At 51.1% G+C, this 11,531-nt stretch carries 11 protein-coding genes and 1 riboswitch; of the genes, 5 read left to right on the top strand and 6 right to left on the bottom strand.

Annotation, left to right across the window (positions count from 1 at the left end):
• Positions 1–391: 391 nt before the first annotated feature.
• Genes hemG through IFO68_RS20680 form a run of 3 tightly spaced genes read right to left on the bottom strand, consistent with a single transcriptional unit; the run spans position 392 to position 3,037 of the window.
• A complete protein-coding gene (gene hemG, locus IFO68_RS20690) occupies positions 392–916 on the bottom strand; it encodes a menaquinone-dependent protoporphyrinogen IX dehydrogenase (RefSeq protein WP_192017669.1) in 525 nt (174 codons plus the stop codon).
• A gap of 10 nt (positions 917–926) precedes the next feature.
• Positions 927–2,384, bottom strand: a complete 1,458-nt coding sequence (locus tag IFO68_RS20685; RefSeq protein WP_192017668.1) for a TrkH family potassium uptake protein — start codon at positions 2,382–2,384, stop codon at positions 927–929.
• Positions 2,385–2,404: 20 nt separating this feature from the next.
• A complete protein-coding gene (locus IFO68_RS20680) occupies positions 2,405–3,037 on the bottom strand; it encodes a YigZ family protein (RefSeq protein ID WP_192017667.1) in 633 nt (210 codons plus the stop codon).
• Positions 3,038–3,531: 494 nt separating this feature from the next.
• Here IFO68_RS20680 and fadB point away from each other — a divergent pair, with 494 nt between their 5' ends.
• From fadB to acuI, 3 genes are all read left to right on the top strand, one after another.
• Positions 3,532–5,694, top strand: a complete 2,163-nt coding sequence (gene fadB / locus IFO68_RS20675) for a fatty acid oxidation complex subunit alpha FadB (RefSeq protein WP_192017666.1) — start codon at positions 3,532–3,534, stop codon at positions 5,692–5,694.
• A gap of 17 nt (positions 5,695–5,711) precedes the next feature.
• The gene (gene fadA / locus IFO68_RS20670; protein ID WP_192017665.1) at positions 5,712–6,881 is read left to right on the top strand and encodes an acetyl-CoA C-acyltransferase FadA; all 1,170 of its coding nucleotides are present in this window, start codon (positions 5,712–5,714) and stop codon (positions 6,879–6,881) included.
• A gap of 149 nt (positions 6,882–7,030) precedes the next feature.
• Complete coding sequence (acuI, locus tag IFO68_RS20665; protein ID WP_192017664.1) at positions 7,031–8,014, top strand: acrylyl-CoA reductase (NADPH); 984 nt, start codon at positions 7,031–7,033, stop codon at positions 8,012–8,014.
• A 127-nt stretch (positions 8,015–8,141) separates the two neighbouring features.
• Here the strand turns inward: acuI and IFO68_RS20660 are convergent, their stop codons facing one another.
• Positions 8,142–8,324, bottom strand: a complete 183-nt coding sequence (locus IFO68_RS20660) for a hypothetical protein (protein WP_027251764.1) — start codon at positions 8,322–8,324, stop codon at positions 8,142–8,144.
• 136 nt (positions 8,325–8,460) lie between these two features.
• Here IFO68_RS20660 and tusA point away from each other — a divergent pair, with 136 nt between their 5' ends.
• A complete protein-coding gene (tusA, locus tag IFO68_RS20655) occupies positions 8,461–8,709 on the top strand; it encodes a sulfurtransferase TusA (protein WP_192017663.1) in 249 nt (82 codons plus the stop codon).
• A 97-nt stretch (positions 8,710–8,806) separates the two neighbouring features.
• On the opposite strand, the gene IFO68_RS20650 is transcribed toward tusA, so the two are convergent.
• Complete coding sequence (locus IFO68_RS20650; RefSeq protein WP_192017662.1) at positions 8,807–9,364, bottom strand: TMEM165/GDT1 family protein; 558 nt, start codon at positions 9,362–9,364, stop codon at positions 8,807–8,809.
• Between the two features lie 42 nt (positions 9,365–9,406).
• Positions 9,407–9,555, bottom strand: a riboswitch (yybP-ykoY riboswitch).
• Between the two features lie 94 nt (positions 9,556–9,649).
• Positions 9,650–10,342 carry a YiaD family glycine zipper/OmpA-like lipoprotein gene (locus tag IFO68_RS20645; protein ID WP_192017661.1) on the bottom strand — a complete coding sequence of 231 codons (693 nt, stop codon included), beginning with the start codon at positions 10,340–10,342 and terminating at the stop codon, positions 9,650–9,652.
• A 276-nt stretch (positions 10,343–10,618) separates the two neighbouring features.
• On the opposite strand from IFO68_RS20645, the gene glyQ reads away from it, so the two are divergent.
• Entirely contained in the window at positions 10,619–11,530 is a 912-nt protein-coding gene (gene glyQ, locus IFO68_RS20640) for a glycine--tRNA ligase subunit alpha (RefSeq protein ID WP_027251759.1), read from the top strand.
• Position 11,531 lies beyond the last annotated feature (1 nt).

The following is an 11,531-nucleotide window of genomic DNA, read 5'->3' as shown; positions in this document are numbered from 1 at the left end:
AACGAATTGACTGTGCCGGTAACTCTTTTATAAAAAGTGCTACCAATTGGTCACTCAGTTCACTGATAAATCTTTTATGACTGTATCATTGTCGAGTGCCCACACAGATTGCATGGTCAAATTATTAAAGAGCGTTGCCAGACTTGCCATTGGCTTGTCGTGGACAGGGCGGCCATTCTATCGAAATGAAAAACAGTGTCAAACACTTTTTTCAATCTATTTCAGAACAACTTTCCTGTGAACCTCTGGTTTTCAGCTTTCTCTGCCGTAACCCCGTTCAGTGAGGCGGCATTATAGGGACTTTAATTCAGGGCGCAAGCGCATTTTCAGGTTTTTTTTGATTTTATTATTTTTCGAACAAAAGCTCACCAAAAGCACCTCTTTTTAGCCACTAAAGTTGCTTGAATGCCCGGCTAAAAGCACTAACCCTGTCCCAATCCGTATATTCAACTTCTTTTGTCGTATCGGTTTCCCCGCCTGTCATCCGCATAATGAGTTGAATCATGGTTCGGTCAAACCAGTTGTAGCGCGGATAACGCAGCGCTCCGGCGAATACCTCCAAGAGTTTGGGGTGCCAAGGCGATTTTTGCAGGAACTTCTGCACATAGACGCTGGTCTCCGGCGTATCCTTACCAGATTTACGCGCGGTCAGGTTTACGCAGAAGAAAGCCGTTATATGTTTATCCAGAGCTTGCTGATTCTGCTCTACAAACTGGTACAGCTTTTTATTTAAATGGCCATATCGAACGGAAGCACCAATCAACACTCGATCATAGCGAGTGAAGTCAATCTCAGGTGACTGATGAATATCCTGGGTCTCACACAGATAGTGCCCACCTAACTGCTGCTCTATATAGCGTAAGATTTTGATGGTTTGACCGTCACAACTGGAGTGCAGCAATAAAACCTTCTCCACACACTTCTCCTTAGTTTCGCCAGAATGTCGGGGTGAATAACACCAGTAAAGTAAAAACTTCAAGACGCCCAAACAGCATGGCCACGATTAATGTCCACTTCGCTGCGTCGTTCACCTCCCCGAAATGAACGGCAACTTGCCCTAACCCCGGGCCCAGGTTATTGAGGGTGGCAGCGACTGCCGAAAATGCCGTCAGCTCATCCATTCCCGTCCCGACCAGAACCAGCATGCAAATAACAAACACCAAAGCATAGGCGGAGAAGAATCCCCAAACCGCATCTACCACACGCTGCGGCAAGGCCTTGTTGCCTACTTTGATGGTATACACAGCACGGGGATGCACCAGGCGCTTGAGCTCCCTGACGCCTTGCAAAAACAACAGCAGTATACGAATCACTTTAATCCCGCCCCCCGTCGATCCTGCACACCCCCCTATAAAGGAAGAAAACAGAAGCAATACAGGCAGAAAAAGCGGCCATTCAGAAAAACCGGTTGTGGTAAAACCGGCTGTCGTTGAGATAGACACAGTTTGAAACAGCGCCTGATCCAGCGTTGCCCACCAGGTGTCATAGGTTTGGTGCTTCATTAGCATGCCATAGCAAATCAACAGCAGGATCAGCTGTATCACGAGAAAAGCCTTGAACTCGGGATCCCGCCAATAGGTCCGCAGGTTATGGCCACGGTTGGAAAACGCCGCAAAGTGCAATGAAAAGTTACAGGCGGAGATCAATAGAAAGACCACAGTGACCATATTAATGGCAGTACTGTTGTAATAACCGATACTGGCATCGTGCGTCGAAAAGCCACCAATAGCGACGGTCGAAAAGCTGTGTGCTATGGCATCGAAGAGATCCATCCCTGCCACCCAGAAAGCCCCGGCGCAGGCAACAGTCAGTGTCAGATAGATATACCAGAGTGTCTTGGCCGTTTCAGCAATACGGGGCGTCATCTTACTGTCCTTGACCGGTCCCGGGATTTCAGCCCGGTAAAGCTGCATACCACCGATGCCTAAGACAGGCAAGATGGCCACGGCCAGCACAATGATCCCCATACCACCAAACCACTGTAGCATTTGTCGGTAGAACAAGATGGCTTTAGGTAATTCATCAAGCCCCACAATGACGGTGGCACCCGTGGTAGTCAGTGCGGAAAACGACTCAAAAAAAGAATCAGTAAAAGAAAGATCCGGTGTCTTAGACAAAATAAAGGGCACAGCACCGGCGCTGCCGATAACTGTCCAGAACAGCACAACAATCAAAAATCCGTCACGGGCTTTCAGTTCTCGCCTTTGATGGCGATTAGGCAGCCAGAGTGCCGCCCCACCCGCCAGCAAAATAAAGAAAGTCACCACGAAAGGGAAACCCGCACCATCACGGTACAGCAAGGCGATAAGGGCCGGTACCAGCATAGTGACACTAAATAGCGCCAGTAACAGGCCAACGATACGGATAATGGAACGAATTTGCATAATCTAGCGGGCGCTCACTTTTAATTCTTCAAAATATTGTCTGCGTCCTGAATCACAATCCGGCCGCCACTGCGATTGATCAGCACTGCCTTGAATGTTTCGGCTAAGCGAGCATCAAGCAGAATGTCCATAGTGACATCAACCCCGTAATCAGCGCGCTGTACTTCAGCATGATGCTCAGCGATCACAGCCTCAAGTAAAGGCACCTGATTATACGCACAGCGGACATAAAGTGGTGAAGTAATGACCTTTTCTTTGGTGATGAGCACAGCAAGCGCCTGCTGCACCCCGCCGCCATACGCCTTCACTAATCCGCCCGTACCCAGCCGGATACCGCCGTAGTACCGCGTGACAACAGCGGTTATTTCACCGACCCCACTGCCACTGAGCTGGGCCAGCATAGGTTTACCCGCCGTTCCGGAGGGCTCGCCGTCATCACTGAACCCCCATGACATGGAATCTTCAGGGCGACCAGCCACGAAAGCCCAGCAATTGTGACGAGCATCTGCATGCCGTGATTTGATACTCTGAACAAAGGCTTTCGCCGCCTCCACACCAGATGTGTGGGCTAAATAGGTAATGAAGCGGCTTTTTTTGATCTCTTGTTCGAAAACAACGGGTTCCGCTGGTATTAGATAAGGAGCCTGATCCATTTTGCCTGCTCACATCACGCCATACAAAGGCGCAAGAATAGCATAAACGCGCTCACAGATTCACAGCGAACAACAAAGAGCCGAATCGCCGTCTATCAAGCATGCTTTTCCATTCTGGTGATGAAAGTGAGTTTGGCCGATCGCTCGCCACAGCCCGCACAAATTTCAACAGGTAACGCCATTGTTATCACTTTCATGAGCTATACATGGATGAAAGCTTACCGAGAAGGCATGGTGGCACACTGCTAACCAATCACACAAATAATTGATATAAAACATAAAAAAACAATTCAGATGCCAGGGAATCTACAGAGAAGTCAAACACAAGCTACGTAAAACAACTTCAGTTACATACCAATATCAAAGTTTAAACAATTGTTTAAAATAGGTGTTGAAATCCCTTTGCAACAGGTTCAGACTAATCTTTAACCTGGTTGGAGGCCAAACCAGTCAAAATCAAACCGGCAATGAACCGGTATTCACGGAGATAGAACATGATTTACCAAGGTGAAACCCTATCCGTAAGCTATCTGGAAGATGGTATTGCGGAAATCAACTTCAATGCGCCAGGCAGCGTCAACAAGCTTGATCGCAAGACCCTGGAAAACCTCAGTGAAGCTATCAACGCGCTGTATCAGCAAAATGAACTGAAAGGCGTAATCCTGACTTCCGGTAAATCCGCCTTTATTGTTGGTGCGGACGTCACCGAGTTTCCTGACATCATGACCCAAGACGCGGATGTTCTGTCCAGCTGGCTGGCAGAAGCCAATGTCATTTTTAACCGCCTGGAAGATATCCCAGTACCGACCATTGCCGCCATTACCGGCTTTGCATTGGGTGGCGGCTGTGAGTGCGTGCTGGCAACCGACATGCGCGTTGCAGACAATACTGCGCTGGTAGGCCTGCCAGAAACCAAATTGGGCATCATGCCTGGCTGGGGGGGCTCCGTACGCCTGCCTCGCCTGATTGGCGCCGACCCGGCCATGGACATCATCGCTGGCGGCAAAGCCAAAAAAGCCGACGAAGCCTTAAAACTTGGGATTGTGGATGCCGTTGTGGCACCTGAGACCCTGCGTGACGCAGCGCTGACCATGCTGAAAGATGCCATTGCCGGCAAGCTGGAATGGCGAGCACGCCGTGAGCAGAAAAAAGCGCCACTAAAACTGAACAAAATTGAAGCGACCATGAGCTTCACTATGGCCAAAGGCATGGTGATGCAAGTTGCCGGTCCTCACTATCCTGCCCCAATCACTGCCGTTAAGTGTATTGAAAAAGCCGCTGGCATGAGCCGTGATGAAGCCCTGCAAGTTGAAAATAAAGGTTTCGTGGCACTGGCAAAAAGTGACGTCGCCCCAGCGCTTGTCGGTATCTTCCTCAATGATCAGTACATCAAAGGCAAAGCGAAGCAAGCTGCTAAAGAAGGCAAAGACACCCAACGCGCAGCCGTTCTGGGTGCCGGTATTATGGGCGGCGGTATTGCCTACCAGTCTGCATTGAAAGGCGTACCGGTTGTCATGAAAGACATCGCTCAGCCATCACTGGATCTGGGAATGAATGAAGCCTCTAAACTACTGAACAAGCAGTTGGAGCGCGGTAAGCTGAACGGCCTGAAAATGGCCAAAATCCTGGCGTCTATCCAGCCCACGCTGCATTACGCAGGCATTGAAGAAGCCGATGTGATTGTTGAAGCTGTGGTTGAAAACCCGAAGGTGAAAGCAGCAGTGCTGGCGGAAGTGGAGGAGCGTGTCGGCGACGACACTGTGATCACCTCGAACACTTCTACCATTCCAATCAACCTGCTGGCGAAATCGCTGAAGCGCCCGGAAAAATTCTGCGGCATGCACTTCTTCAACCCTGTACACCGCATGCCACTGGTTGAAATTATCCGCGGTGAGCACACCTCGGAAGAGACCATTTCTCGCGTGGTGGCTTACGCGGCCAAAATGGGCAAATCCCCTATCGTGGTCAACGACTGCCCAGGGTTCTTCGTCAACCGCGTACTTTTCCCTTACTTTGCTGGATTCAGCCTGCTGCTGCGTGACGGCGCTGATTTCACCAAAGTTGATAAAGTCATGGAGAAGAAGTTCGGCTGGCCAATGGGTCCGGCTTACCTGCTGGATGTTGTCGGTATCGACACCGCGCACCATGCACAGGCTGTGATGGCAGAAGGCTTCCCGGAGCGTATGGGTAAAGACTACAAAGATGCGGTCGACGTGATGTTCGAAAGTCAGCGTCTGGGCCAGAAAAACAGCAAAGGCTTCTATACCTACTCTGTCGATAGAAAAGGCAAGCCGAAGAAAGATCTGGCGCCAGAAGTGGCTGAGCTGCTGGCTCCTGTTGTCAGCCGTGCCGCTGATTTCAGTGATGAAGACATCATCGCCCGTACCATGGTTCCTATGATTAACGAAGTAGTGCGTTGTCTGGAAGAAGGCATTATCGCCACACCGGCAGAAGCGGATATGGCGCTGGTCTACGGCCTGGGCTTCCCTCCATTCCGCGGCGGGGTGTTCCGTTACCTGGATTCAATCGGCCTGGCGAACTATGTCGCAATGGCAGAAAAATTCGCGCATCTGGGTGCTGTTTACGAAGTCCCTGCCGGTCTTCGTGACAAAGCCGCTAAAGGCGAAAGCTATTACAACGCACCAGTAAACGCTTAAGGACGAGGAACACACACATGAATAACGTCGTAATTGTTGATTGCATCCGTACCCCTATGGGGCGTTCAAAAGCCGGTGCTTTCCGTAACAAACGTGCTGAAGATTTGTCAGCACACCTGATGAAAGGTCTGCTGGAGCGTAACCCTCAGGTTGACCCAACGGCCATTGAAGATATCTACTGGGGCTGTGTCCAGCAGACCCTGGAGCAAGGCTTCAACGTTGCCCGTAACGCAGCACTGCTGGCAGGTATCCCGCACACTGTAGGCGCCACCACAATTAACCGCCTGTGCGGTTCTTCTATGGACGCACTGCACAGCGCCACCCGTGCCATCATGGTGGGTGATGCCGAGATCTGCCTGGTCGGCGGTGTGGAACATATGGGTCACGTGCCGATGAACCATGGTGTGGATTTCCACCCTGGTCTGTCAAAATCTGTGGCTCAGGCTGCCGGTATGATGGGCCTGACTGCTGAAATGCTGGGCCGTATGCACGGCATCAGCCGTGAACAACAGGATGCATTTGCTGCACGCTCTCACCAGCGCGCCTATGCCGCTACCGTTGAAGGCCGCTTCAAAAATGAAATTCTGCCCACCGAAGGTCATGACGAGAACGGCATACTGAAAGTATTCGACTTTGATGAAGTGATTCGTCCTGAAACCACAGTTGAAGGTCTGGCAGGTCTGCGTCCTGTTTTCGACCCGGCTAACGGCACAGTGACAGCCGGTACATCATCTGCCCTGTCTGACGGTGCTTCAGCTATGCTGATCATGAGCGAAAGCAAAGCCAAAGAATTGGGACTGCGTATTCGTGCCCGTATCAAGTCGATGGCGGTAGCCGGTTGTGATCCATCTATCATGGGTTACGGCCCGGTGCCGGCGTCGAAGAAAGCGCTGAAACGTGCCGGCCTGACTATCGATGATATCGGCATGATCGAGCTGAACGAAGCCTTTGCTGCTCAGTCTCTGCCATGCGCCAAAGACCTGGGTCTGCTGGATGCGATGGATGAAAAAGTGAACCTCAACGGCGGTGCCATTGCACTGGGTCACCCTCTGGGCTGTTCCGGTACACGTATCTCAACCACACTGATCAACCTGATGGAACATCAGAATGTGAAATACGGCCTAGCGACCATGTGTATCGGTCTGGGTCAGGGCATTGCGACCATCTTTGAGCGCGTCGACGACTAATCCGTTATCACAACACCGATTAAGCCCGCACCTGTCGCGGGCTTTTTTATATCCATAATCAGACAAAAAGTTGTTTTATGTTCATATATGAGACACTCTGACTCATTACAATCACAAACAGACGCTTATTCCCAGCACGGAGAACCGTAATGTTTAAGGCACTGATCCTCAACCAGCAAGATAACACCACCCAAGCTCATGTTGGTGACATTGACAGCAGCCAGCTGCCAGACGGCGATGTCACTGTGGCTGTCGACTATTCCTCGCTCAATTACAAAGATGGCCTGGCTATCACGGGCGCTGGCAAAATTATCCGCCAATTCCCCATGGTGCCGGGTATCGACTTTGCAGGTACTGTCATCACCTCCAGTGATAACCGCTACCAGGCGGGCGATCCTGTGGTACTGACCGGCTGGGGCGTCGGTGAAAACCACTGGGGCGGCATGGCTCAGCAGGCCCGTGTGAAAGCCGACTGGCTGGCTCCCCTCCCGGCAGGTTTAAACCCCGAACAGGCAATGGTTATCGGTACAGCCGGCTTAACCGCTATGCTCTGTATCCAGGCGCTGGAAGATGCGGGTATCACGCCTGAGTCTGGCGAGATTCTGGTCACCGGTGCCAGCGGTGGTGTCGGCTCTGTCGCGATAACGCTCCTGGCTAAGCTGGGTTATCGCATCGCCGCTGTCACCGGTCGCGCTTCGCAAAATGGCGATCTGCTCAAACAACTGGGGGCGACTTCCATTCTTGATCGCAGTGAACTGGAAGAAGCGGCCAAACCGCTGGAGAAACAGCGCTGGGCGGGCGCAGTCGACACTGTGGGCAGCAAAGTCCTGGCCAAAGTACTGACCCAAATGGATTATAACGGTGCGGTCGCGGCCTGCGGATTGGCTGGCGGATTTGATTTACCAACCACAGTGATGCCTTTCATCCTGCGCAATGTACGGCTGTTAGGGGTCGATTCTGTGTATTGCCCATATGAAAAACGCCAGCAGGCATGGCAGCGTCTGAGCGAATTGCTGCCGGATAGTTTTTATCAGCAAGCAGGACAAACCATTTCGCTGGAACAAGTACCGGAATATGCCCAAGCCATTATTAAGGGTCAGGTCACCGGGCGTACACTCGTAAAACTGTCCTGATAAACCATCTCTCATCACCCGGTCTGCCACACGGGCCGGGTGATTATTTCTGTACCCCGGATAAAAAAAATCCCGCTATAAAAGCGGGGAAGCCCAAGAAAACTGGGGAGTGTAGTAGATGTGAAAGTTAGCTTTCCTCTTCTTCAAGCTCAGGAGAATGAGAGAGCTCGAGCCAGAGTCCGATCGCCGCGGCCACTAAGCCTGCCAGCGAAAAGAGAGTTAAGTCATTTGCATTGCGCAGTACAATAGAGCAGAAAGCGATAAAGCACAGCACACAGTAAATAGTCAGTCTATCCATCTGAGTAATCATCTCCACCTCCCGCGATGACAAATTGGTTAACAAGCTGTTAACTAAGTTACACATAATTGTTACCTTTGCCAACCCCCGGTTGATTGTTTATTATCCGTGAGTATGATCTGGCTCTCATTTACGATATGGCTTCACTATGATCACGAAATTTGAATCCGCCACTCACAATCTGGAAGCACAAGGACTGCGTTGTCCGGAACCTGTCATGATGGTGCGTAAAACTATTCGCAGGATGGCAGATGGCGACACACTATTAGTGCTGGCCGATGACCCATCCACAACCAGAGACATCCCCAGCTTTTGCCGGTTTATGGACCATACGCTGCTGGCGGCGGAAACAGACTCACTGCCATACCGCTTCCTGATCCGCAAAGGCAAGTCATAGCAACAAGCTACAAAAATAAGTAAGGCAGCCTAACGCTGCCTTATGACAATCTCATTAATCGCAGGCATAAGACGCCCGCTCCCTGCTTCGAACCGGATTACAGGCCAAAGGCGGCACCCAGCGCCAGTACAGCAAACAGTGCAGCAGTGACTTTGCGGATTAACCCTAATGGCATTTTGTCAGCTGACAGCTTACCGATCAGTACTACAGGCACATTTGCCAGTAGCATACCAATAGTGGTGCCCAGCACGACCAGCATCAGGCCGTCATGGTATTTTGCCCCGAGCATGGTGGTTGCCACCTGGGTTTTATCACCGATTTCCGCCACAAAAAAGGCAATGAAGCTGGCAATAAACGGGCCGCGGTTTGAAATGGTTTCATCGTCATCCAGTTTATCCGGGATCAGAATCCAACCCGCCATCACCACAAAACTCACTACCAGCACCCATTTTAAAATCTCAGGCGATAAGTAATCAGCAACGACCACGCCCAACCAGGCCGCTAAAGCATGGTTGGCCAGAGTCGCCAGGAAAATGGCCAGAATGATAGGAACAGGCTTACGGTACCGACTGGCCAGTAACAATGACAGCAATTGGGTTTTGTCCCCAATCTCAGCCAGGGCGACCGTGGTAATAGAAACAGCTAAAATGCTCACGACATGCTCATTGGGGCGAGGATTATAATTTTAACCAAAGACAAACTGACACGCCCCACCCCGGTTCATGTCGATTTGCCTATGGTCTCGCCAAACTGACCGGAGTAATGGTCAGTCACAATCACCATGAAGATTTTGCTTCAATTATGTTGATGATTGTGCCGTCAGAACGGCAGGCTACTCCCCAAAGGAATCGGCATGATAGCCAGAATGGCACCCGGAATCAAGTGACGAAAAAGGGAAGCCAATCTTCCCTTCCTTCCTGAACTCATGCTGTTGGTGTGATTAAGACGCGGTCGGGCTTAAGACAATTTCCACCCGGCGGTTCTGAGCACGCCCCTGATCGCTGCCATTGGAAGCTACCGGATGAGCTTCACCCATACCTTTCGCCAGAACACGCTGCGCCGCTACGCCCGTACGAACCAGGTAGTTACTGACTTCACTGGCACGGACCTGAGACAAGCGCAGGTTGTAAGATTCAGACCCTGTACTGTCAGTAAAACCGTAAACATTCAGCTGGGTTTTATCGTACTCCTTCACCACCAAAGCCACGTTTTGCAGTGCATTCATCGCCTGCTGGCTCAGGTTAGACTGGTCGACACCGAAAGTGATCGAGTTTGGCATGTTCAGCACAATCTGATCGCCTTCACGCGTCACACTGATACCGGTTGATTCCAGTTGCTGACGCAGTTTTGCTTCCTGCACATCCATGTAATAGCCGACACCTCCGCCCAGCGCCGCGCCAGAAGCTGCGCCGATCAGCGCCCCTTTACCTCGATCGCTTTTACTCGAAGAGGCCACACCGATAGCCGCGCCAGCAACGGCACCTATCAGAGCACCACTGGTTGATTTTGCTGTCTGATCTTCACGTGTGTAGGGATTAACTGTGGTACAGCCCGTAGCTACCATAGTAGTAACACCGGCCAAAAGGATAGCGCGTACCCACTTACGTGACATTGTTGAATGATGTTGTTGCATGTTCTTTCCCCGATAAATTGTAAGTTTGCCGAACGGAACGCCCGTTTCCGCTAGCATTATCCTGCTGCATTGTAGTCAAGTAGAGACTGCAGATATCAAAAACCTGTCAATTTTTTTACCTTGTTTCTGCTTATAGCGGAAGCCTGATGACAAAAATTTACATTCGATACTGTTATGCGCAAAAAACGTGCGCTGCCCCTACTCCCTCAAGGCGACCCAAGGTATACTGGATTGTTATCTTTTCTACTTATATCAACGGATCTCGCGAAGCTGACAATGCAAAAATACGACATCAAGACCTTTCAGGGCATGATTCTGGCGCTTCAGGATTACTGGGGCCAGCAAGGTTGTACTATCGTGCAGCCGCTGGATATGGAAGTGGGTGCCGGTACCTCGCATCCAATGACCTGCCTGCGTGCACTGGGCCCAGAGCCTATTGCGGCCGCCTATGTGCAGCCATCACGCCGCCCGACCGACGGCCGCTACGGTGAAAACCCTAACCGTCTGCAGCACTATTACCAGTTTCAGGTGATCATCAAACCATCGCCAGACAACATTCAGGAACTTTACCTGGGCTCGCTGGAAGCGCTGGGCGTAGACACGCAGGTGCATGATATCCGCTTCGTGGAAGACAACTGGGAAAACCCGACGCTGGGTGCCTGGGGTCTGGGTTGGGAAGTATGGCTGAATGGTATGGAAGTCACCCAGTTCACCTACTTCCAGCAAGTCGGCGGCCTGGAATGTAAACCAGTAACCGGTGAAATTACTTACGGTATCGAGCGTCTGGCCATGTACATTCAGGGTGTCGATTCTGTTTATGACCTGGTATGGACCGACGGACCTTTAGGAAAAGTGACCTACGGTGATATTTTCCACCAGAACGAAGTAGAACAATCGACCTACAACTTTGAATACGCTGATGTCGACTTCCTGTTTACCTTCTTTGATCAATGCGAGAAAGAGTGTAAGTCACTGCTTGAACTGGAACAGCCTCTCCCGCTGCCGGCTTACGAGCGTATTCTGAAAGCTGGCCATGCCTTCAACCTGCTGGATGCCCGTAAAGCGATCTCGGTGACTGAGCGTCAGCGATATATCCTGCGCATCCGTAACCTGACCAAGCAAGTGGCTGAAGCCTACTATGCCTCTCGTGAAGCACTTGGCTTCCCGATGTGTAAAAAAGACAAGTAAG

This window comes from Photobacterium arenosum (assembly GCF_014841115.1).
In the GTDB taxonomy this organism is placed as follows: domain Bacteria; phylum Pseudomonadota; class Gammaproteobacteria; order Enterobacterales; family Vibrionaceae; genus Photobacterium; species Photobacterium arenosum.
Note: the sequence above shows the minus strand (reverse complement) of the source record. Positions and strands in the feature narration are given on the sequence as shown.